Source organism: Flavicella sp. IMCC45537 (assembly GCF_057197705.1).
In genome coordinates this window covers 3,604,533-3,628,328 of the sequence record NZ_CM170067.1, presented here as the reverse complement: position 1 = coordinate 3,628,328, position 23,796 = coordinate 3,604,533, and the positions used below count along the sequence as shown (strand labels likewise).

The 23,796-nt window shown below is 33.7% G+C and carries 15 protein-coding genes; 6 read left to right on the top strand and 9 right to left on the bottom strand.

Annotated features, from left to right (window positions below; all coding sequences use genetic code 11):
• Positions 1-4 precede the first annotated feature (4 nt).
• The 6 genes from AC2DGP_RS14785 to AC2DGP_RS14760 form a co-directional block, all read right to left on the bottom strand.
• Positions 5-973: an alpha/beta hydrolase gene (locus tag AC2DGP_RS14785; RefSeq protein ID WP_484490834.1), complete on the bottom strand. Its 969-nt coding sequence runs from the start codon at positions 971-973 to the stop codon at positions 5-7.
• Positions 974-977: 4 nt separating this feature from the next.
• Positions 978-2,798, bottom strand: coding sequence for a glycoside hydrolase family 13 protein (locus AC2DGP_RS14780; RefSeq protein ID WP_484490833.1), 1,821 nt, complete (start codon positions 2,796-2,798; stop codon positions 978-980).
• A gap of 58 nt (positions 2,799-2,856) precedes the next feature.
• A complete protein-coding gene (locus AC2DGP_RS14775; protein ID WP_484490832.1) occupies positions 2,857-5,181 on the bottom strand; it encodes a family 65 glycosyl hydrolase domain-containing protein in 2,325 nt (774 codons plus the stop codon).
• Positions 5,182-5,314: 133 nt separating this feature from the next.
• Positions 5,315-5,968, bottom strand: coding sequence for a beta-phosphoglucomutase (pgmB, locus tag AC2DGP_RS14770; protein WP_484490831.1), 654 nt, complete (start codon positions 5,966-5,968; stop codon positions 5,315-5,317).
• Positions 5,969-5,970: 2 nt separating this feature from the next.
• The gene (locus AC2DGP_RS14765) at positions 5,971-7,344 is read right to left on the bottom strand and encodes an MFS transporter (RefSeq protein ID WP_484490830.1); all 1,374 of its coding nucleotides are present in this window, start codon (positions 7,342-7,344) and stop codon (positions 5,971-5,973) included.
• 318 nt (positions 7,345-7,662) lie between these two features.
• The gene (locus tag AC2DGP_RS14760; RefSeq protein ID WP_484490829.1) at positions 7,663-8,679 is read right to left on the bottom strand and encodes a LacI family DNA-binding transcriptional regulator; all 1,017 of its coding nucleotides are present in this window, start codon (positions 8,677-8,679) and stop codon (positions 7,663-7,665) included.
• A gap of 389 nt (positions 8,680-9,068) precedes the next feature.
• Here AC2DGP_RS14760 and AC2DGP_RS14755 point away from each other — a divergent pair, with 389 nt between their 5' ends.
• From AC2DGP_RS14755 to AC2DGP_RS14730, 6 genes are all read left to right on the top strand, one after another.
• The gene (locus tag AC2DGP_RS14755; RefSeq protein ID WP_484490828.1) at positions 9,069-12,005 is read left to right on the top strand and encodes a SusC/RagA family TonB-linked outer membrane protein; all 2,937 of its coding nucleotides are present in this window, start codon (positions 9,069-9,071) and stop codon (positions 12,003-12,005) included.
• 16 nt (positions 12,006-12,021) lie between these two features.
• Positions 12,022-13,641: a RagB/SusD family nutrient uptake outer membrane protein gene (locus tag AC2DGP_RS14750; protein WP_484490827.1), complete on the top strand. Its 1,620-nt coding sequence runs from the start codon at positions 12,022-12,024 to the stop codon at positions 13,639-13,641.
• An 18-nt stretch (positions 13,642-13,659) separates the two neighbouring features.
• Positions 13,660-14,763 carry a SusE domain-containing protein gene (locus tag AC2DGP_RS14745; protein WP_484490826.1) on the top strand — a complete coding sequence of 368 codons (1,104 nt, stop codon included), beginning with the start codon at positions 13,660-13,662 and terminating at the stop codon, positions 14,761-14,763.
• Between the two features lie 65 nt (positions 14,764-14,828).
• Positions 14,829-18,122 (top strand): alpha-amylase family glycosyl hydrolase, encoded by a 3,294-nt coding sequence (locus AC2DGP_RS14740; protein ID WP_484490825.1) that lies wholly within the window; start codon positions 14,829-14,831, stop codon positions 18,120-18,122.
• 3 nt (positions 18,123-18,125) lie between these two features.
• A complete protein-coding gene (locus tag AC2DGP_RS14735) occupies positions 18,126-18,815 on the top strand; it encodes a hypothetical protein (RefSeq protein ID WP_484490824.1) in 690 nt (229 codons plus the stop codon).
• Between the two features lie 85 nt (positions 18,816-18,900).
• On the top strand, positions 18,901-19,641 hold the full coding sequence (locus tag AC2DGP_RS14730; RefSeq protein ID WP_484490823.1) for a tyrosine-protein phosphatase: 741 nt from the start codon (positions 18,901-18,903) through the stop codon (positions 19,639-19,641).
• Between the two features lie 3 nt (positions 19,642-19,644).
• Here the strand turns inward: AC2DGP_RS14730 and AC2DGP_RS14725 are convergent, their stop codons facing one another.
• The 3 genes from AC2DGP_RS14725 to AC2DGP_RS14715 form a co-directional block, all read right to left on the bottom strand.
• Positions 19,645-21,528, bottom strand: a complete 1,884-nt coding sequence (locus tag AC2DGP_RS14725; protein ID WP_484490822.1) for a PBP1 and LysM peptidoglycan-binding domain-containing protein — start codon at positions 21,526-21,528, stop codon at positions 19,645-19,647.
• Between the two features lie 103 nt (positions 21,529-21,631).
• Positions 21,632-23,164 (bottom strand): glutamine-hydrolyzing GMP synthase, encoded by a 1,533-nt coding sequence (gene guaA / locus AC2DGP_RS14720; protein WP_484490821.1) that lies wholly within the window; start codon positions 23,162-23,164, stop codon positions 21,632-21,634.
• 115 nt (positions 23,165-23,279) lie between these two features.
• Positions 23,280-23,792 carry a gamma carbonic anhydrase family protein gene (locus AC2DGP_RS14715; protein WP_484490820.1) on the bottom strand — a complete coding sequence of 171 codons (513 nt, stop codon included), beginning with the start codon at positions 23,790-23,792 and terminating at the stop codon, positions 23,280-23,282.
• Between the last annotated feature and the right edge of the window lie 4 nt (positions 23,793-23,796).

Genomic DNA, 23,796 nt, shown 5'->3' with positions numbered 1-23,796 from the left:
TGTTTTATTTTTTTAATAAAAACTCCAACGGGATCGCTAATCTTTTACTCCAAGAATTCTCAGAATGATTTTCCCCTTCAAATTTTAAATTTTTATAATTTAATTCTGAATAGCCTTTTGATTTTAAAACTTCATCTACTCTGTATTGATATGATAAATACAATGCGTCTAAAGTTTGAGTGCCATAATCAAAATATATTCTATGCTTCTCTGATGAAGGTAGATTGTCCCTCATATAAGAAAAAAAAGATTCAGGTATTGGATTATTTTCAGCTGTCCAGACTCCAATCCAATGTGTAGACAAACAACCTGCCCTTCCAAAAACCTTTGGGTATTCATTCATTGCATACATAGAAATTAAACCTCCCATACTAGAACCAAGGACAACGGTATTCTCTGGCTCCGTTAAAGTTGAAAAATTAGTATCTATAAAAGGTTTCAACTCTTCAACAATAAATTTTAAATAATTATCTGAATTAATATTTTCATTAAAAACAGGCTCCGTACCTCTCTTTACATTATGAACAATGGAATCTTTAAATTTTTGTCCAAGAGATTCGAATGGCTTTTGTGGAAAATAATCTGAATGTCGGATATCTGCATGGTTCCAAATCCCAACAACAATGGTGTTTTTTATTTTTTTCTGATCCATCAGTTCTGAAATCGTTTCATCTACCTTCCATTCTTGTTTATTCCATGTAAGCGTACTGTCAAATAACATTTGCCCATCATGCATATACAAAACGGCATATTGCTCATCTGTCCCATAGGTTTTCGGTAACCAAATATCTACATTTCTTGGTCTCACAAATTTTGAAGGAAAACTATCAATTCTTTTTATATGACCACTAGAAATTATTCCTGGATATTCTGAAAACTGAACCGAAATGTTCTTCATGCGTACTTCCTTCCCTTTCTTCTTGCAAGAAAAAAGAAAAACACTAACAACAAAAAAAACAATTAATTTTCTCAAAAAATTACAATTTAGTGGTGATAATATAAACCCCTTCTGAACTTAAATTTAATTCTTTATCCCATACAAACTCGTTCTTAGATAGGATATTTTTCATGCGTTTACCCTCCAATCCAATTTCAGAAAACCGATTTAAATCTAGGGTTATACTTTTTGTGTTTTTATTTAAGATAATTGCTACTATTTCATTCTCTGTTTTTCTAAACAAAACATAAACTCCTTCCTCTGGGGCAAAATGAATTGTTTTTCCTTTATGAATTGCTTCACTTTCCTTTCTATAATTCAATAAGGTTTTTAGAAATATTTGCATCTCTTTTTCTTCAGCGGTCAACCCCTCCCTTGTAAAAGCATTTTTTTTATCTCCTATCCATCCTCCAGGAAAATCAGTTCTTACCAAACCATGATCTCCAGGTTTGTTAAAATCATTCATTAAAATTTCTGTTCCATAATAGATCTGAGGAATTCGTGGTATACATAAAATATAACCTAGTGCCATTTTTGTATGGATTACATTTCCGTTCAATTGAGTAAACACACGACTCATATCATGATTATCAGAAAATATCATAATATCTTTTGGAGTAGCGTAATGAAAATCATTAGCCAAACCTTCATAAATTTTTATCAAACCAGTTTCCCAAGTCTCCTTTTCATTTAAACCTTGAATGATTTTTCTTTGCATCGGAAAATCCATAGTAGAAGTCAAACTTGACTCATATCCATCTCTATTATTAGCTCCTGTTTGCCAGTAGCCTACCAAAAGAGGATTGTAACTCCACTCCTCTCCTACAATACTAAAATTCGGATATTCTTTCATTATCGTTCCTGCCCAATCAGACATAAACTCTTTATCTGGATATGGATAAGTATCTTGACGAATTCCTCCTAAATTCATATATTCTATCCACCAAATACTATTTTGAATTAAGTATTTTGCTAAAAATGGATTCTTTTGATTTAAATCAGGCATCTCTTTTGTAAACCAACCATCCGTCATTAATTCTGCGTCTTTTTCAGAAGCATATAAATCCTGATTTGTTGTTCGTTTATGATTAGAGTAAGGTAATTCTTTTCCCTGCTCAAATACTTCTTGATAATTTACCCAATCTTTGAAAGGAAGATCTTTCATCCACCAATGTTCCAAACCACAATGGTTCAGTACTTGATCCATAATTAACTTCATCCCCTTCTCTTGCATTTTCTCAGACAGCAATTTGTAGGTTTCCATATCACCAAATCTTGGGTCAACTTCGTAAAAATCTGTCATTGCATAGCCGTGGTACGATTGCTTATGCATATTATTCGTTAATAATGGGCTCGGCCACACAGCCGTAAACCCCATATTTTCTATATAATCTAGATGCTCAATTATCCCTTGTATATCACCACCATGCCTAGCATAATTATCTTTTCTATCAATTTTTTTCTCCTTTAATCCAGAAACTATATTATTAGCACTATTTCCATTAGCAAATCGATCCGGAGTTATTAAATACAAAACATCTGAACTATCAAACCCCATTCTTAATCTAGAATTTTCAGTCCTCTTTTTTAATTCATAATCTATACTAAGATCATTTAGAACTCCTTTCTTTTTAAATTTGATTTCAAAGGTTGTTGGAATAGATTGTGAAAAGTCCAAATTTAGAAACAAATAGTTCTTATTTTCAGACTTCTCCACACTTACCAACCTAACTAACTTATCTTTTATAATAGGAGTATAATTAGCAACTCCTTTACCATAAACCATTACCTGTACCTCATTATACTCCATACCTACCCACCAATTGGCTGGTTCTACTCTTTCAATGATTTGTGACTGCATAACAATTGAAATTAACAATGTTATTAAAATGAATGGTTTATTCATTATTATTATTTTATTATGATATTATCTCTCCAACAACAATTACATTTTCGTTAGCAGGAACTAAAAACTCATTATTTTCGATATAAACAGTTACATCTTTATCAGACTCATTTGTAAACTTACAATCACTCTGAGTTTTTTCCACTTTTAGGGTCGCTCCTCTAAAGTTGATCTTAAATGAATAAGATTTCCACTCTTTTGGGATTTGCGGATTAAATGTCAATCTTTCGTCATTCCAAACACGCATCCCACCAAAACCTTCAACAATCGCCATCCAAGTACCGGCCATAGAGGTGATATGTAAACCTTCATGAACTTCATGATTGTAATCATCTAAATCCAAACGAGAAGTTCTAAGGTATTGCTCATAGGCTTTCGGCATTCTATCGATAGAGGCTGCTAAAATTGAATGAATACAAGGAGACAATGATGACTCATGAACTGTTAAAGGCTCATAGAAATCAAAATGTTTCTCTATTTCCTTTCTGTCAAATTGATTTTCAAACATATAGAATCCTTGTAAAACATCAGCCTGCTTGATATAACAAGATCTTAAAATTCTATCCCAAGACCATTTCTGATTGATGGGTCTATTTTCTTTAGACAACTCAGAAACAGGAATCAACTCCTTATCCAGGAAACCATCTTGTTGTAAAAACACCTCATGTTTATCACTGTAAGGGAAATACATATTACTGGATACTTTTAACCAAGTTTCAATTTCTTCAATAGTAAGGTTTGTCAGCTCCATTATTCTAGAATAATCCTGACTGTATTCCTTTTCTATTTTCTTTAGATTCTCAACAGCATATTCAATACACCATTTTGCTAAATAATTAGTATAAAAATTATTATTGATATTATTTTCATATTCATTTGGCCCTGTAACTCCCAAAATAACATACTGATCTTTATCTTGAGAAAAAGTAGCTCTTTGGTGCCAAAAACGTGCAACACCAATCATTACTTCCATTCCTAACTCTGGAATATAACTATAATCTCCTGTATAATTAACATAGTTATTTATCGCATAAATCATGGCTCCATTTCTATGAATTTCTTCAAATGTAATCTCCCATTCATTATGGCATTCTTCTCCATTCATAGTTACCATAGGATACAAAGCTGCCCCATTAGTAAATCCCAATTTCTCAGCATTCTCAATAGCTTTCCCTAACTGATTATGACGATATACCAAAAGGTTTCGTGCAACAACAGGATCTTTAGTTCTCATGTAAAATGGTATACAATATGCTTCGGTATCCCAATAAGTACTTCCTCCATATTTCTCACCGGTAAAACCCTTAGGACCAATGTTCAATCTAGAATCTTCACCCGTATAAGTTTGGCTCAATTGAAATATGTTGAAACGAATAGCTTGTTGTGCTTTCACATCTCCCTCAATAACAATATCCGCAGTCTCCCATGCCTTTGCCCAATATGCTAGTTGCTCATCAAAAAGTTTATCAAAACCTTTAGCTGAAGCATTCTCAATTCCTTTTTTTGATTTAGTATTTAATTCTTCAATAGAATAATTCATAGAATGGACATATCCACCATATTTGTATATGGTAAAAATTTCATTTTCAGAAACATGTTTCGTATAGGTCAATGAAATTCTTTTTTCTTCCCTCAACACTTCAGGTGTCAGCTCCAATTTGTTTGTTCCGAGACGCAATCCAATTTGCATTCCAGTACTAACATGATATTCTGTTTTTAAAGTTTTAGATAAAATAGAGGCATAATTTCCCTCTTGTTGAATATTCAAAACCTCCCAAAACAACTCATCATAGTTTGTATCTTCATTACTAATACCACCATCTAAATAAGGCGTATAAGCAATCTCACCAGAAAAATTTAAAGGAGTAACGCTGTATCGAATGGCTCCTATTTCAGAACTTGTCATACTTAAAAAACGGAGAGAGTTTACTTCAATCACATTTCCATTTGATAACTCCGCCTGAAAAGATCGTTGCAACCAACCTTCTTTCATATGAAGCTCTCGCTTAAAGTTTGAAACTTTAGCAGTATTCAAATCCAATTCCACTCCATTAATCGAAACATTTATTCCAATCCAGTTGGGAGCATTTAATACTTTTGCAAAATACTCAGGGTAACCGTTTTTCCACCATCCAACTCTTGTTTTATCTGGATAATAAACTCCGCCAATATAACTTCCTTGAAAAGTTTCTCCTGAATAATTTTCTTCAAAATTGGCTCTTTGCCCCATTACTCCATTCCCTATACTAAAGATACTTTCTGAAGCAGTAACATTCTTAGGATCAAAACCTTCCTCAAGGATTGACCATTCGTTTTCTATGATATAATTTTGATTCATTTCTAGATTTTTTTACTGCCTTTTACGGTTTAGTAAAGGCAAAGTTTAACCTCTAAATGTGATATTTCACATTTATTTATATAAGATCTCTGTTTCTTTAGGTTGAAATCTTATTTATATAAAACTGATTTGTTTAATTCAATAATTCCTTTGCTAATGCAACTGTAAGTTTTGATGTACTATCTAACAATACATCCGCTGCTCCTAACATATCCTTCTCTCCAATCCCAACACTTTTCATTGCGGCTCTTTTAGCCGCCTCAATCCCTGCCGCTGCATCTTCTATTACGATGCAATTATTGGGTTTTAAATTCAATTTTTGAGCAGCAATTAAAAACACCTCTGGATCTGGTTTTGCTTTGGAAACATCATTCCCATCCACTATCGCTGTAAAGGCATCCAACAAATTAACCCCTTCCAAGATTACTCTTGCATTTTTACTAGCAGATCCTAATGAAAACGGAATATTGTTTTCTTTTAAAAATGATAGTAATTCTTTAATACCAGGTAGTATTTCACTTTCATCCATTTTGGCAACATACTCAAGATAACGAGTATTTTTTTCCTCCATGTATTTAGCCTTTTCGGCATCAGAAAGAGTGACACCCCCCACTCCTAGAAGTATTTCAAGAGATTTCCCCCTACTAACTCCTTTCAATAGTTCATTGTGCTCTTCTGTAAAATTAATCCCTAACTGATCCGCTAGCTCTTTCCAAGCCAAATAATGGTATTTTGCAGTATCTACAATAACTCCATCCAAATCGAAAATAAATCCTTTTCCTTCCATACTTATTCTGGTAATTGATAAGAAATTGCATTCTTATCTGTAATTAGTAAATTACAAAGACCAGCTACAATAAGACTAATACCTGCAACAACCATTGCATAAATAGACTCGTCTCCTATTAATTTATATGCAAAATTAACCCCACCCAAAGCAGCAGTAATTTGAGGCAATACGATAAACATATTAAAGATCCCCATGATTACTCCCATTTTCTTGGGATCAACAGAACTAGATAACATTGCGTAAGGCATTGATAAAATACTACCCCAAGCAATTCCGATTAGTGTAAAAGATAAAATCAACCACGATGGAGAAGGAATTAGGTACATCGATAAAAATCCAATTCCGCCTAATATTAGAGATGTCATATGTACTAACTTTCTGTTAATACGTTTTTTAGCGGTATAGAGTACCATTAAAAGAGCAAATCCCATAGAGGACAATCCATAAATTCCCATGTAAGATCCAACTAAATCTGCAGCGTTTTGGTAACTACCACTCGCTTTTAAATAAGCAGCCGCTTCAGATTCAACTTCCATATTGTACCTAGCTTCAACCGGAGCAGGAGCATCAAAAACAAATTCTGTTAAAGCAGGTGTCGCCAGACTCCACATAGTGAAAAAAGCAAACCAACTAAAAAATTGAACTAATCCTAACTTACGCATGGTAGAGGGCATACTTCCAATATTTTCTTTGATATCAGAAATAAAGGTTCCTTTCTTCTTCTTCTCTTCTTCAAAAGCCTCCATATCTTCTGGCGGATATTCTGAAGTCGTAAAAATTGTAAACAAGATACTAGTGATAAAAACAAAGGCTCCAATTCCGAAAGCTATCTTCACAGACATTGGCAACATTCCTGGTGCAGCTTCATTACTTACTCCTAAATAGGTAATAAACCAAGGTAAATTACTTGCCACCCAAGTTCCGATACCAATAATAAGCGTTTGCACCACAAACCCATAAGATCTTTGAGAATCATCTAATTTATCAGCCACTAAAGCCCTAAAAGGCTCCATACTAATATTTATAGATGCATCTAAAATCCAAAGAAAACCTGCAGCAATCCACAAAGTAGGAGAATGAGGTACTAAAAACAAAGCGATTGAACTTAAAACAGCTCCTATTAAAAAATAAGGTCTACGACGTCCTAAACGAGGATGCCAAGTTCTATCACTTAAATAACCGATAATGGGTTGTACCAACAAACCTGTCAATGGGGCAGCTATCCACAATAAAGGAATGTCATGTTCATCAGCACCTAACGTCTGAAATATTCTTGACATAAAACCTCCTTGTAGAGCAAATCCGAATTGGATTCCTAAAAATCCGAAACTCATGTTCCAGATTTCCCAAAAACTTAGAATTTTTTTCTTCATCTTATCTATATTTAACATTAATTGAATGTTATCAACAAAAAGTATTCTAAAATCAAATCAATTTGATTTCGAATTACTTTAAAATTTTGCGATATAAATATAGTAAGGACAGTAGCGTCTTTATCTATATTTTAATGTGTGAAGAGTGAAATATTGATAAAAATGAACGCTATGTTCAAGTACAAAGATAAAATATAAATTTCTTAAAAAACAAATTATCATTCAAGAAAACTTTAAAAACCAACATTTTAAGGCTTCTAAAACTCTCAACAAACCTATATTCTAAAAGGGAAAAATGTATTTCTAAAAAAAATAAAATTATTTTGTTGACTCTCTAACTTTCAAGGTTGTTGGAACAACTTTTGTAGAAAAAGGAGCATGCACATCTGTCTCCAATCTATCAACTAACATATTTGCAGCTTGCATTCCCATCGAAAAACCATGTTGCTCCATAGTTGTTATAGAAGGAGATGCGTATTGCGAAATCAAACCATCCGTAAATCCTATTACAGAAATATCTTGTGGAACATTCAATCCCCTTTTCTGAATTGCTTTGATCGCAATCGCTGCATAGATTTCATTCACTGCGAAAATGGCATCCGGATAATCCTCTCTAGCAATTAAAGCATTGATTTGCTCATCAATATCCTTGTCTTTATCAACTCTTAGAACCAAAGATTCATCAACCTTTATATCGGCTTCCACTATAGCTTTTTCATACCCAAGTTTTCTTTTAAAACCTACATCAACATAGTCAGGTGTTGTCAACATGGCGACGCGTTTTGCCCCAGAATCAATCAGGTGTTTTGTAGCACTATATCCCCCCTTAGTATCGTCTATCACAACCTTATCACAAGCTATAGATTCTTCTACCCTATCAAATAAAACGAAAGGAATATCTTCTTCTATCAATTCTTGAAAATGTTTAAAATCACCTTTACTTTGTGTTTCATTTGCAATAGACACTAACAAACCATCTACACTTCCATTTGCCATCATCGCTAAATTCATCACCTCTTTCTGATGGGATTCATTAGACAGACACACCATTACATTATAACCGCGTTGGTTTGCGGCTTGCTCAACACCACTAATCACCTTTGAAAAGAAATGATGTGTGATTTCTGGAATCACAACACCTAACACCAAAGTTTTTTGATTCCTCAACTTTAAAGCAAAACTATTAGGCCTGTAATTATAATAATTAGCAAAAGCTTGAATACGTTCCCGCATTTCTAAACTAATTTCATTACTATTTTTCAATGATTTTGAAACTGTTGAGATAGAAACGCCAAATTCTTTGGCAATGGCTTTAAGAGTAATTTTTGGCTTCATTTAGATTCCAGTAGTTTAATGGGTTCTAATTCTTTAAAACAAAAATAAGTTATTTAAATCTAAATGGACCGGTTATGTGGTCCTCATCTATCATCTTGGCATACATGATATTTTAAATTTTCAACCAATCATTAACATTTATTTACAACACAATCATAAACTTGATATTTTACGTATTTAACAAAAAAAATAACCTAATTTTAATAAAAGCGTAATTTAAAATCAAATTCACTACAACGTTAGAGTAACAAAAGTTATCAACACGAAAACGTTTTCGTGCCTTTTTGATTTTTTTATTACAACCATTTAATTATAGTTTCGAAGTGTGAAGAGTGAAAGTATTGTTAAAATCTAAACCAAATTAAACGTTAATTAAAGAATCAATCTGTATGAATAAAAAACATTTATTATCAATTGGAATTCTCTGCCTGATGAGTTTTGGTGCATTTGCTCAAAATGTATTCAAAGGTAAGGTAGTAGAGCAAGCCTCAGGAGAAGGACTTCCTGGAGTAAGCGTAATCATAAAGGGAACCTCAACAGGTACCTCAACTGATTTTGATGGAAATTTTGAAATAAATTCTAACAACGACGATGTTGTTCTTGTTTTCTCTTACGTAGGATTTAAAACCGTAGAGCAAGCTGCTTTACCAAATCAAAATTTAAACATATCACTAGAAGACGATTCTCAAGCACTCGACGAAGTAGTTGTTGTAGGATATGGTACCGCTCGTAAAAAAGATCTAACGGGATCTGTTGCAGTTGCGGGAGTTAAAGACTTTAACAAAGGACCTGTAGTTTCAGCACCTTCATTAATACAAGGAAAGGTTGCTGGGGTGAACGTCACCACAAATGGTGGTGCTCCAGGAGATGGACAATCTATAAGAATTAGAGGAACAGGATCACTATCATTATCCAATGATCCGTTAATCGTAATTGATGGAGTTCCTATGAATGATGGGGGAGTTGGAGGATCAAGAAATATTTTGAACTCTGTAAACCCAAATGACATTTTAAACATGACTGTTTTAAAAGATGCTTCTTCTACGGCAATTTTCGGATCTAGAGCTGCCAATGGGGTAATTATGATTACCACTAAAAAAGGGCATTTAGATCAAGAAACGAAAATTACATTCAACTCTAGCATCGCCTCTTCAAAAATCATGAACAAGGTTTCTGTTTTAAATACAAGTCAATTTACTGATTTGGTCAATACGGTTGGTGCACCAGCTGCAATCGCAAGATTAGGATCTGCAAATACGGACTGGCAAGAGGAAATCTACCAAGAAGCTATCAGCACAGAAAACAATGTAAGTGTTTCAGGAAGCCTTAAAAAAGTACCTTATCGATTTTCTGCTGGATACACAGATGCCAATGGTGTTTTAAAAACGGACAATATGAAAAGAACAACGGCTAAGTTAACCCTTACACCAAAATTCTTGGATGATCATTTAAAAGTTGATTTAAATGCAAATGCTTCATTTATAAAAAATAATTTTGCAAACAGAGATGCAATCGGTTCTGCCGTTGGTTACGACCCAACGCAATCTGTTTATGATGAAAACTCGAAATATGCAGGTTATTCAACATGGATCAATCCATCAACAGGAAACAAATACAATTTAGCCCCAACAAACCCATTGGCCTTATTAAATTTAAAAGATGACAACTCTGATGTAAACAGGCTTATTGCTAATGCGAAGTTGGACTACAAAATGCATTTTTTACCAGAATTATCTGCAGTTTTAAACGTTGGTATTGATGCCTCTGAAGGAAAAGGTTCTGCCATAGTTGACCCTTCCATGCCGGCTTCTAGTTCTGATTTCAATGGAACTAAAAACACCTACACAAATAAAGCAACAAACAGCTTAGTAGATTTTTACCTGAACTACAACAAAGACATCAATGACGACAATTCTTTCGGAGTAATGGGTGGATATTCTTACCAAAAGTTTTCTTTTGACGACTTATCTGTTGCTGATGCCTATTTTATTGATCAAACTCAAAATACTTCGTTAACTGAAATAAACAAAAGTCAAAATGTACTAGTATCTTTCTTTGGAAGAGCAAACTACAATTATAAAGACAAATACTTACTTACAGCGACTTTAAGAGCAGATGCCTCTTCTAAGCTAAATCCAAATGATAGATGGGGTTACTTCCCTTCTGCAGCCTTGGCATGGAATGTTACAAATGAAGATTTTTTAAATGATTCTGACGTAGTAGACAATTTAAAAGTTCGTTTGGGATATGGACAAGTAGGAAATGTAAATGGATTGGGAGATTACCAATTCCTAACACGTTACTCGAAAAGTACGAATGGTGCTTCATATCAATTTGGAGATGCATTCTACCAAACTTACAGACCAGAACCAATCAATGAAAATTTACGTTGGGAAGTTGGTAGCACCTTTAATGCAGGTATTGAGTATAGTATCTTAGAAGGAAAAATTTATGGTTCCTTAGATGTTTATAACAAAATCACAAAAGATTTAATTGCTCCTAGTACGGTAGATCCTTTTACAAATTTCGGTAACAAAATTGATGCTAATATTGGAGACATGGAAAACAAAGGTATTGAATTCGTTATCAATGCTGTACCTGTTAGAACTGAAGATTTAAGATGGACTATTGGCTTTAACGTAGCATATAATTCAAATGAAATAACTAGAATGCCTGATGTTCAAAATGTAGGTGGAATTTCCGGAGGAACAGGAAACACAGTTCAAAGACATGAAAAAGGACAACCGGCATTTTCTTACTATGTATATCAGCAGGTATATGATGAAAACAACAAACCCATTGAAGGCGTGTATGTGGACAGAAATGGAGATGGAAACATCACAGATTTAGATCGTTATTTTTACGAAGACCCAAATGCGGATGTCACAATGGGAATAAACACTGATTTAAAATATAAAAATTGGGATTTAAACATCATTACACGTGCAAGCATTGGAAACTATGCCTATAACAACACAGCATCAGCCATGTCTTATGAAGCTAGAGCAACTGAGAATGATATTTTAAGCAATCTAAGTTCTGATTACTTAAACTCTGGTTTCCAGTTTATTACGGATACAAATCTACTAAGTGATTATTATGTTACAGATGCATCATTTTTCAAGATTGATAACATTACTTTAGGATATACACTTCCTAAGTTCAAATCTTTAGACAAGCTTGGATTGCGTTTCTACGGTTCTATTCAAAATGTTGCAACATTTACAAGTTATGAAGGATTAGACCCAGAAATTCAAGGAGGTATTGACGATAACTTCTACCCAAGACCAAGAACATTCTTGTTAGGTTTAAATGCTAACTTTTAATAAAAACTAAGCTATTATGATAAAATATATAAAAACTACAATACTTAGTGTATTTGTTTCGACACTACTTATCTCATGTCTTGACGATCTAAACCAAACACCGATCGATCCAGATAGTTTTACAGAAATTGATGTTTTTGCAAATCCTGCAGAAGCGAAAAAAGCCTTGGCAAAAGTATATGGAGCCTTTGCTTTAACCGGACAAAAAGGTCCTGATGGAAATCCTGATATTGACGGTATTGATGAAGGTTCTTCTCAATTCACTAGAATGTTACACAACTTTCAAGAATTGACAACAGATCATGCCGTTAACGGATGGGGAAACCCAGGATTACCAGATTTACATGCGATGAGCTGGACTTCAAGTAATGGATTCGTTGAGGGAATGTATTATCGATTGGCTCAATCTGTATCTTTTGCAAATTCATTTATTAAAAATGCAGAAGCTTTAGCCTCTGATGATGAAGTTAAAAGTTTTATTGCAGAAGCTAGATTTCTAAGAGCATATGCTTATTACAACCTAATGGATTTATTCGCAAATGTTCCCTTGGTTACTGAAATTCAAACAGAATTACCAGAACAAAGCGACAGAGATGCTATTTTCAATTTTGTTGAATCAGAATTACTAGCTATTGAAGGTTTATTAAAAGCTAGTAGAGCAAATGAATACGGTAGAGTTGATGCAACTGCTGCACAGGCATTATTATCTAGATTATATCTAAATGCTGAAGTATTAATTGGACAAGCCAAATACACTGAGTGTATCACTTATTCTAATAAGGTATTTACGGGTGGATATTCAATTCATAATACTGATGTAAACGCTAATGGAACTGCCTATGATGATTTATTCTTAGCTGACAGTGATGTAAACGGAGCTCAGAATGAATTCATTTTCACAATTAGTTTTGATGGAATTGAGTCTCAAACATGGGGAGGTACTACCTATCTAGTTCATGCTTCTATCGGAGGAACTATGGACCCAACTCTTTTTGGAGTTAACGGTGGATGGGCTGGACTTAGAACTACCAAAGCTTTGGTTTCTAAATTTGAGGCTAATGCAACTAACGGTGCGGGTGAACCAATTGGTTGGAATGATAAAAGAGCGATGTTTCATACAGATGCTCAAAATTATGAAATCACAACAATTCAAAACACTTTTGAAGATGGATATGCTGTAAGCAAATTTAAAAACGTTGATAAAGATGGAAACGCTGGTAGCGATCCAAATGGAGATCAAGTGGATATGGACACACCAATCATAAGATTGGCAGAAGTTTATTTAAACTATGCGGAAGCAGTTTTAAGAGGTGGAGCTGGCGGTTCTATCGGAGATGCGACAAATTACATCAATGAATTGAGAGAAAGAGGTTATGGAGATAATTCAGGCAATATTACTTCTGGTCAAGTAACACTAGACTTTGTATTAGATGAAAGATCTCGAGAGTTATACTGGGAAGGTCTAAGAAGAACTGATTTGATCCGTTATAACAGATTTACAACAGGTGATTATTTATGGCCGTTTAAAGGAAACGTGCCTGATGGTACTGCAGTAGATAATTACAGAAAGATCTACCCTATTCCTGCAAATGTAATTGCTGTAAATCCAAATTTAACACAAAACCCAAACTATTAATTAACAACCTTATTTATTATGAAAAATAAAATATATAAGTATATATACTGGCTTGCCCTACCCCTAATTCTAGGTTCTTGTGCAAGTACAGACGACAGAGTAATGATAGACACGAACCCTGAAAACACTACGATCACTGTAGTTTCTTCAGACAATTCAGTTATCCTATTAGAAGAAAACTCGCAAGAAGATGCACTTTCAATAACTTGGAACAAACCAGACTATGGTGTACCAACTGCCACTCCAAATTATCAAATTTTGATGGATGAGGAAAATGGTGATTTTAGTTCTTTAATTGTTGCTGCTTCCGTAAATACCGAAGAAAAAACTTTTATGGTTGAGGAACTCAACAAATTATTAATTAATAACGGTTTTGAAGCAGGAAGTCCATTAAACATTCAATTTAAAGTAATTGCAACTTCAGGTACTTTAGTAACTGAGTCTGCACCTATTGTAATTGAAATTACTGCTTATGCAAAAAGTTCTGATCCAATATTTATGATTGGGGATGCCTTGATGGGATGGGACACAGCAAAAGCGGTCGAAGTAGCTGCAACAGGTTCTAAAACATTTGAAACTATTGCTCAATTCACAAGTGGTAATAGCTTTAGATTCTTTGATGCACCAGATTGGGGAGCAACGTCTTACAACTACCCTTATTTCAGTGGTGGATCTATTGATGCATTATTTGAAAATGCAGGTGATGGAGACAGTAACTTTAGGTTTATTGGTACTACTGGATATTATAAAATAAGTGTGGACTTTAACACATTAACAATTACCATGGAAGCGACAGACTTACCGCAATTGTTTATGGTTGGAGCTGCAGTACCAGAAGCTGGTTGGGGTTGGACAACTCCTGTTGAAATGACATGGATAAAACATGGTCATTTTGAAACAACTACCACTTTTGCCGTGGATGCATTCAGATTTTTCACTAAAAATGGAGATTGGGGATCAGGTAGAAACTATCCATATTACCAAGATGCTGAATACACAATCGATGCAAATTTTGAAAATGCAGAGGATGGCGATAAAAACTTCAAGTTCATCGGAACACCAGGATCGTATACTATCACAGTAAATACAATTGCTAAAACTATTAGTTTATCTAACGAATAGTTCTACAACCACATTATTAATTCAAAAGGCTGTTATTTAACAGCCTTTTGTTTAAATATCTAATCATGAAAAAACTAATTATATTTCTATTATTAACTTGTACTGGACTATTAGCACAAGTCACAACGGATCCTGCAATCCCCACCATTAATCAAGAAATTACACTTGTTTTTGACGCAAGTGAAACACCTTTGGCGGGTTACACTGGAAAAGTCTATGCCCATACAGGGGTAACAGTTGACAATAATAAATGGGAAAATGTAATTGGAACTTGGGGAAATAACACCTTACAACCTGAATTCACAAGGGATAGTGAAAATGCAAATCTTTACACACTTATAATATCTCCAGATATTCACTCTTTTTACGGAGTAGCAATTAACAAAACTATATCTGAATTATCTCTAGTCATTAGATCAGCTGACGGTAATCTAAAAAACGGACCGGATTTATTTATCACCATCTTTGATGATTCTTTAAATATTGCTATCACTTCTCCTTCTGAGGAAAGTTCTTTTGATCAAAATCAAACCATAACGCTTACTGCGGAATCAACTACCACCGCAGCACTACAAATTTTAGTTGATGACGTATCAGTTGCCACAGAATCAAATGCAACAAACATAAGCACGTCATATCTTTTTGACACTGCGGGGAGCCACACTATAAAAGCTATCGCTAGTAATCAAAATGAGACAAAAGAAACGAGTATCTCAGTATTTGTAAAAACAACAACACAAAACATCCCACGTCCAAACAACGAAAAAAGCGGAATTACTATTAACAACAATGAAGTCACATTTGTACTTTTAGCCCCCAATAAAACTGATGTAATTCTCCTGGGAGACTTTAACAACTGGACTAAAGATGAAAATTATTTAATGCATCATGACGGGGATTATTTTTGGATTACGGTTTCTGATTTAGACCCTAATACTGAGTTTGCCTATCAATATTTGATTGATTATGAAATTAAAATAGCAGATCCATATTCTGAAAAAATATTAGCACCAATAGACGATTCCTACATTACAAATGACACCTACCCCAATTTAAAATCCTACCCTACAGATTTAACCACAGGAAATGTTTCGACGTTTATAATTAATGAACCAACTTTCAATTGGAGCAGTAACAATTTTAACAGACCTGAACAAAGTGAATTGGTTATTTACGAATTACTTATTCGTGATTTCACAGAAAAAAGCAGCTACTCAGAAGCACTACTCCATTTAGATTATTTAGAGTCACTAGGTGTAAATGCAATAGAATTAATGCCTATAAATGAATTTGAAGGAAATGATAGTTGGGGATACAATCCTTCATTCTACATGGCTCTTGACAAAGCATATGGTACAAAAAACGACTTTAAGAATTTTGTTGATGCCTGCCACTCTAGAGGAATTGCAGTATTAGCGGATGTTGTATTCAATCATTCCTTTAGCCAATCTCCACTATTACAAATGTATTGGAATAGTTCTAATAACAAACCTGCTTCTGACAACCCGTGGTATAATGAAAATCATAATATCATAGATAACACCGCCGCACATTGGGGCTATGATTTTAACCATACTAGCAGCTATACGAAAGATTTTTTCAAAGATGTATTAGATTACTGGATGGAAGAATACAAAATAGATGGTTTTAGATTTGACTTTACAAAAGGATTCTCTAACACTATTTACGAAGGGGAAAACAACTGGGCGAGCGATTATGATTCTGAAAGAATTGCAATATTAAAAGAATATACCGATCATGTATGGGACTTTGCACCTGACGACAAACCTTATGTGATTTTTGAACATTTAGCTGAAAATTCAGAAGAAAAAGAACTTGCTGATTATGGAATTTTACTATGGGGAAACCTAAACCATAGTTACACTGAAAACACCATGGGATATGGTGACAATATAGATTGGATCTCTTATAAAAAACGCGATTGGAGTTCTCCATCCGTATTAGGTTACATGGAAAGTCATGATGAAGAACGTATGATGTATAAAAACCTGGAATACGGAAAAGAAGAAGAAAACTATTCTGTTAAAAATTTAAATACTGCTTTAGAGAGACAAGAATTAGCAGGCGCATTTCTATTTAGCATTCCTGGGCCAAAGATGATTTGGCAATTTGGAGAATTAGGGTATGAAATTAGCATCGATCAAAATGGACGGACTGGAAAAAAGCCTGTTTTATGGGAATACTTAAACAACCCAAATAGGAAACATATTTATGATACTTGGAGTACCCTGATTGCGTTAAAAAACAAATACCCTGTTTTCAATACTGAGGATTATACTTTAAACACATCCAAACTAGAAAAATCTATCGTACTTAGAGAAGCCAATATGGATGTGATAATTTTAGGAAACTTTGATATTATTGACAGTGCCATTGCGGTAAATTTTACCAATACAGGAACTTGGTATGAATATTTTAGTGGAGAAGTTTTGGAAGTTACTGAACTACAAAACTCCATAAACCTAGAAGCTGGTGAATACAAAATATACACCTCCACAAAAATTTATGATCCAAGAGGAGGAACTGAAAACGACGATAGCGATAATGATGGAGTAAATGACATTCTGGATCTATGTCCGAATACAATTGAGGGAGCTACCGTAGATGAAAATGGTTGTGCCTTGTTTGTTCTTGACAAAGCAAATTTCAGCGTAAAATCTACAAGTGAAACATGTCCTGAAGCATCTAACGGTACACTTACTATTAACTCTATTAGAAACTCTAAATTTTCATTGCATTTCAATGATCAAATTTATGATTTCAGAACCTCAATCAATATTGAAGACATAGCACCGAACACTTATGAGTTTTGCATTTATACAGAAGAAGATGCTACTTTTGAACAATGCTACGAACTAAGCATCGATGCTGCAACAACCATTTTAGCTAAAACAAGCAATACCGTTAATGGTCAAAACATCATAACCAATATCGATATGAAACAAGGTACTGCTCCATACACAGTTTACGTTAACGCTATTAAAGTAAAAGAAACTAGTGATAAAAATTTCAATATTGAAACTCACAAAGGAGATAGTATTTATATTGAAACAAATACTAATTGTGAAGGAAAATTTGAAAAGTTAATCACCCTTCAAACAAACATCACAGCACATCCAAATCCGGTAAAAAACAATTTAATTCTCTCTTTTGAAAGTAATTTAACAAGCCCTATTGAAATTTCCATTTTGGATACTACTGGAAAAGTCATTGACCAAAAAGAAATGCTTATTGAAAACGGAATCATAAGTATCAATTTAAGTCATCTTGAAAACGGAATCTATTTTATTCGTACAAACGGTGCATCTGCAAACACCGTTAAAATATTAAAACAGTAAACCATGAAAAATATTTTATTACTGATCAGTATACTTTTTATTATTTCTTGTGCTTCTGACAATTCAGAAGCAGTAGAAACAACTGATACCAACGAAGCACCAACCGTCCCTGATTTACTAAACCCTACAAATAATTTGCTATGCATTTCTAGTGATTTAACATTTGAATGGTCCAATTCTACCGATTTAGAAGGAGATGCCATCCGTTATTATTATGAGGTATCTACTGACAATTCATTCAATGCAATTGTTAAAAGTGGTACAGTGCAAGAGACGTATAAAAACTTAGTACTAGAAAAAGAAACAGCTTATTACTGGAGAGTTCAGGCAGTTGATTTAAAAGGAAATAAAAGTGAGTTCTCTACTACATGGAATCTTTACACAGAAAACATTCCTCTTGAAAACCACTTACCTTTTATGCCAGAATTAGTGGCACCGGCATCAAAATCTGCCATCACTTCAAACACTGTTACGCTTCAGTGGAACTGTGCGGATATTGATAATGATGTATTGACCTACAACGTGTTTGTAGGAAAAGACGAAGTCCTTGAACAGGTCGCTACAGGTATCAGTGAAACCTTTTTTGAAATCTCCTTAGAGAACAAATCTAACTACACTTGGAAAGTAGAAGCTATTGATTCTAAGAATGGAAAAACAATCGGGCAATTATGGAGTTTTTACAGCAACTTTTGAACCTCAAATGAAACAGGTTGTTTCCTGCACGAATTCACATAATATTTCCTAAATTTGTGGTCTTAATTTTTTTAAACCAAGGATTGTGCTAAACTTATTCAAAAAAGAAACCCCTATCACTGAGGTTTTTCCAATGGACTTTGTAGATATTCATTCTCACCTGCTACCTGGTATTGATGATGGTTCAAAATCTATGGAGAATACAATAGAGATGATTTCTACAATGGATAGTTACGGAATTCAAAACTTTATCACAACACCACATGTTTTAGGTAGTGTATGGAAAAATAGTAGTGACACTATTCTAGATAAATTAGACTTGGTTTTAGAAGAATTAGAAAAAAGAGACATGTCTTACATAAAATTCGATGCTGCTGCTGAATATATGCTAGACGAAGAATTTTGTGAACTTCTGAAAGCAAGAGATCTACTCACTTTAAAAGAAGATTCATTGTTAGTAGAAATGTCTTTTTTACAAGCTCCTGTGAATCTTTATGAAATGCTATTTGACATACAGCTAGCGGGATACAAACCCATTATGGCACACCCGGAGCGCTATATGTTTTACCACCAAGATTTTGAACTATATCAAAAATTGAAAGATGCCGGATGTAGATTTCAATTGAACTTACTTTCTTTAACCGGACATTATGGAAAATCAGTTCAAAAAGCAGCAGAAAGATTATTGAAAGAAGGAATGATTGATTTCGCTGGGTCGGATACTCACAATATGAATCATTTGAATACCTTAAAAAAAATAGGCACTAAAAAGAATATTAAACTTCTAGCACCTATCTTAAAAAATAATTTAGAATTCAATCGATAAGAGTTACTCCTTACCGATTGTTTCTATTGGTTTCTTTTTCTCATCAGTTGTAACAATACTTTCAGTTTCTACTTCAGGAACATCTTCTTGTTTTTCAGATGGAGTTTCCACTGTCTTTGGTTTTAATTGCAACAACTCTATAGACAAATCTCTATTGTATTTTCTAAGATACACGGCTGTATTATAAGCAGGCTCACCATAAGCTTTCTGATGATAATCAAACGTACTACGCACCCGTTTTGAAGTTCCTTTATCAAAGCTACTTCTTAAGTTTAAAGAATCATTAGAAGCCATTCTCATCAAAACATCATATACCACATCAAATCCCTTTGATGCATATTCACTTGGATATCCTTGATTCTTTTTCAAATATTGCGCATAGAAACTAGAAACACCTGGCAACGAATCTACTAAAACACCAGAACTAGCGTACACAAAATCTAATGTAGCAAGCATATTATTATCAACTTTGTCAAAATTACCAGCCTTCTCAAAAGCAAATAATCTTACCTCTGCATCATTAGGTATAGATTTTAAATTATTAATTACATCTGCTGTAACCACTTTATTATTTGTAGTTAAAATAACCCAGTTAACTCCCAAAGTATCTACCTTCTCTACAAATCTATCTTTACTAATATATCCATTTTCAGGCTGTAAAAAATTAACTTCTTTAATAGAATCGTGGTTTTCTTTTAAAAACTTTTGAATTTGTTTGAATTCTTTTCTTGAGGTCAATTTTTCATCCCCTACCACCAGAATTTTTTCATTAGTATATATTTCTGTAAAATAGGATAATACTTTTTCCTTTAAAACATCTCTACTAGTCACTGTTTTAACAATATTATCTTTTACAAAAGATTTTTGTTTGCTAGAATAAAATGGAAAAACAACAGGAATATCTTTTAATTCAGCTGCCACATAGTTAACCTGATGATTAAAAACAGGCCCAAACAAAACATCTGTAGTTTTAAACTCTTCACTTTTAATTATTTTTCTTATCGTATCTCTATTATTCTCAGAATCAAACACTTTAAGATCTATATGAACCCCTTGTTTTTTTATTGAATCTATTGCGATATCAGCACCTAAATAAAAATCGGTAATAATAGAAACCAAATTATTCTTGGTTGTAAACAATTGCTCCTTTGATAAGGTGTCATTTTTTGTGAATTTAAAGGGCAACAACATAGAAACATTGATGGTGTCTTTAGTTGCAATAGAATCTTTAAAAACCAAAGCATCCAACTCTTTTAATTTTTCCTCAGAAACTTTTTCTTTAATCTTTATTACAGACCCTAATTTCAAACCTTCAGAAAGCAAAGGGTTTAACTCCAACAACTCCTCCTCTGAAACATTATAAAAACGTGTTAAACTATAAAGTGTATCGTCTTTAATAACTGTATGTAAAACATAATGCTCAGCCCAATGATCTAATTCATTCTGTTTTAATTCTTCCGGAGTGAGCATTTTCTCTTTAGGAATTTTAAGTACCATTCCTATTTTTAAACCCGCTATCGATAAATCCGGATTCAACTCCTTCAAAGCTTCTAAGCTTACATTGTATTGTTTAGAAATACCGTATAAAGTCTCTTTGGGTTGTGTTATATGATTTTCGGATGCAGCCACTTCAGCAGCAACCCTAGCTTTTTCTTCTTCTTCGTTATAATTAACGTTTGGAATTAAAATTACAGTATCCGCAGCTGGTTTCTTTTTCAACCCCGGATTCAACCTCATGATGTATTTTGCCTTCACATCATGTTTTTTTGCTATTTCTTTTACGCTTTCACCTTTTTGTACCTTGTAAGAAATATATTTCTTCTGCTGACCACAGGCCGCTAAAAATGTAAAAAAGCTAAGGCTTAATAACAATACTAATTTTCTCATGTAAAATCTCTTTTATATAGAATAACCATTCTAAAGAAACAATTTACAAATTTCTTCAGAATGGCTATCACAATATATTCAAAAATAACTTTTAATTAAAGTATTATTCCCACTCAATAGTTGCTGGTGGCTTAGAACTAATATCATATACTACTCGGTTCACACCTTTCACATTATTGATGATTTTGTTAGAAATCTCTTGTAGGAATTTATACGGTAAATCAACCCAGTCAGCAGTCATTGCATCCGTTGAAGAAACAGCTCTTAAAGCAACTGCTTTTTCATAAGTACGCTCATCACCCATTACTCCAACAGACTGAACTGGAAGTAAAATGGCTCCTGCTTGCCAAACTGAATCATACAATCCATGGTCTTTCAAACCTTGGATAAAAATATGATCTACCTCTTGTAACATGGCTACTTTTTCAGCAGTAATATCACCTAAAATACGTATTCCAAGTCCAGGACCAGGGAAAGGATGTCTTCCTAATAATTCAGGATCTATCCCCATAGATTTTCCAACTCTACGAACCTCATCTTTGAAAATCATTCTCAAAGGCTCTACTATTTTTAATTTCATAAAATCAGGCAATCCACCTACATTATGATGAGATTTAATTGTCGCTGAAGGTCCACCATCAGCAGATACGGACTCGATTACATCAGGATAAATAGTTCCTTGTGCTAACCATTTCACATCTTCTATCAAGTGAGACTCTTCGTCAAACACATCTATAAAAGCCTTACCAATAGCTTTACGCTTCTCTTCAGGATCTTCTAATCCTTTTAATTCCTCTAAAAATCTTGCAGATGCATCAACTCCTTTTACGTTTAATCCCATTCCTTCGTATCTTTTCAATACCGTTTGGAATTCATTTTTACGTAACAATCCGTTGTTTACAAAAATACAATATAAATTTTCTCCTATTGCTTTGTTCAATAAAACTGCAGCTACTGTTGAATCTACTCCTCCAGACAACCCTAAAACAACTTTATCGTTTCCTACTTTATCTTGAATTTCTTTGACAGTAGTTTCAACAAAATTTGCAGAAGTCCACTCTTGAGCTACCTCAGCAATTTTCACTAAAAAGTTCTCTAACAATTTAGAACCATCTGTAGTGTGATATACTTCTGGGTGAAATTGAATTGCATAAGTATCTTCACCTTTTACATGATATGCAGCATTCTTAACATCGTCGGTACTTGCAATACATTCACAGTTTTCTGGCAAATGTAAAATTGTATCCGAATGACTCATCCAAACTTGACTTCCTTCATTTATTCCGTCAAACAACGGATTAGAATGATCTAAATAAGATAAGTTTGCACGTCCATATTCTCTTGTGTTAGAAGCTCCAACTTCTCCACCAAAAAAATGTGATAAATATTGTGCACCGTAACATATCCCAAGTAAAGGTTTTTTACCTTTTACCTCAGACAAGTCAATTTTAGGAGCATCTTCACCTCTTACTGAATGAGGAGAACCCGATAAAATTACGGCTTTATAATCTGAAAAATTAAATTTTTCACTGTTGTATGGGTGAATTTCACAATAAATGTTCAACTCTCTCACTCGACGCGCTATAAGCTGCGTAACCTGAGATCCGAAATCTAGAATAAGTACTTTATTTTGCATGCGCAAAAATAAAACTTAATTCATAAATGACCGAACGATTGAAAAATTATTTTTCCTTTTATTTAGGCTTTTAAAAACACCAATACAAACGAGATTTCACAAGTTCAAAGATCTATTATTCTTTGAACCAACCTGCGTATTTAATATAATTCTCAGCGATTCTATGAATTTCTCCTTGTAACAATTCGTCGCTGATATCCTTTATTTTTTTCGCAGGAACACCAGCATAGACGGATCCTGATTTGATATGCGTTCCTTTTGCAACAACAGCACCTGCAGCAATAATACTATTACTTTCAACAATACAATCATCCATTACAATAGCCCCCATTCCTACCAATACATCATCATGAATTGTACAACCATGAACAATTGCATTGTGACCTACAGAAACATTATTCCCAATGGTTGTAGGTGATTTTTCAAAAGTTGCATGAATTACAGCACCATCTTGAATATTTACTTTATTGCCCATTTTTATGAAATGTACATCTCCCCTAACAACAGCATTATACCAAATACTGCATTGGTTTCCCATAGAAACTTCTCCTAGTATAACACAGTTTTCTGCTAAAAAACAATCTTCTCCAAAAGTTGGTTTACAACCTCTAACTTCTTTAATTATCATAAAA

Bases quoted from the DNA above. Each gene is read 5' to 3' on its own strand.
- AC2DGP_RS14735 (WP_484490824.1), top strand. From the start codon at position 18,126: ATGAAAAATATTTTATTACTGATCAGTATACTTTTTATTATTTCTTGT.
- AC2DGP_RS14755 (WP_484490828.1), top strand. From the start codon at position 9,069: ATGAATAAAAAACATTTATTATCAATTGGAATTCTCTGCCTGATGAGT.
- pgmB (WP_484490831.1), bottom strand. From the start codon at position 5,968: ATGGAAGGAAAAGGATTTATTTTCGATTTGGATGGAGTTATTGTAGAT.
- AC2DGP_RS14740 (WP_484490825.1), top strand. From the start codon at position 14,829: ATGAAAAAACTAATTATATTTCTATTATTAACTTGTACTGGACTATTA.
- AC2DGP_RS14760 (WP_484490829.1), bottom strand. From the start codon at position 8,679: ATGAAGCCAAAAATTACTCTTAAAGCCATTGCCAAAGAATTTGGCGTT.
- AC2DGP_RS14750 (WP_484490827.1), top strand. From the start codon at position 12,022: ATGATAAAATATATAAAAACTACAATACTTAGTGTATTTGTTTCGACA.
- AC2DGP_RS14715 (WP_484490820.1), bottom strand. From the start codon at position 23,792: ATGATAATTAAAGAAGTTAGAGGTTGTAAACCAACTTTTGGAGAAGAT.
- AC2DGP_RS14765 (WP_484490830.1), bottom strand. From the start codon at position 7,344: ATGAAGAAAAAAATTCTAAGTTTTTGGGAAATCTGGAACATGAGTTTC.
- AC2DGP_RS14725 (WP_484490822.1), bottom strand. From the start codon at position 21,528: ATGAGAAAATTAGTATTGTTATTAAGCCTTAGCTTTTTTACATTTTTA.
- AC2DGP_RS14745 (WP_484490826.1), top strand. From the start codon at position 13,660: ATGAAAAATAAAATATATAAGTATATATACTGGCTTGCCCTACCCCTA.
- AC2DGP_RS14775 (WP_484490832.1), bottom strand. From the start codon at position 5,181: ATGAATCAAAATTATATCATAGAAAACGAATGGTCAATCCTTGAGGAA.
- guaA (WP_484490821.1), bottom strand. From the start codon at position 23,164: ATGCAAAATAAAGTACTTATTCTAGATTTCGGATCTCAGGTTACGCAG.
- AC2DGP_RS14780 (WP_484490833.1), bottom strand. From the start codon at position 2,798: ATGCAGTCACAAATCATTGAAAGAGTAGAACCAGCCAATTGGTGGGTA.